Origin of the sequence: Phosphitispora fastidiosa, from assembly GCF_019008365.1 — a bacterium.
Classification (GTDB): Bacteria; Bacillota; Thermincolia; order Thermincolales; family UBA2595; genus Phosphitispora; species Phosphitispora fastidiosa.
Genome location: NZ_JAHHUL010000097.1, coordinates 1 through 311, shown reverse-complemented (window position 1 = coordinate 311; position 311 = coordinate 1). Strand labels below are relative to the sequence as shown.

The following is a 311-nucleotide window of genomic DNA, read 5'->3' as shown; positions in this document are numbered from 1 at the left end:
TGATCTCACGGGACTACAAGGGTTTCTAATCCTGTTTGCTCCCCATACTTTCGCATTTCAGTGTCAGTGATGAGCCAGACAGACGCCTTCGCCTCAGGTGTTCTACCTAATATCTACGCATTCCACCGCTACACCAGGTATTCCTCTGTCCCCTCTCACACTCAAGAACTCCAGTATCAATTGCATAATGCGGTTAAGCCGCAATATTTAACAACTGACTTAAAGTCCAACCTACATGCCCTTTACGCCCAATGATTCCGGACAACGCTAGCTCCCCCCGTATTACCGCGGCTGCTGGCACTCTGAGATCA

The 311-nt window shown here is 49.2% G+C and carries 1 rRNA gene; it reads right to left on the bottom strand.

Features of this window, described 5'->3' with window-relative positions:
* Window positions 1-311, bottom strand: a 16S ribosomal RNA gene (locus Ga0451573_RS19105); the annotation flags it as partial.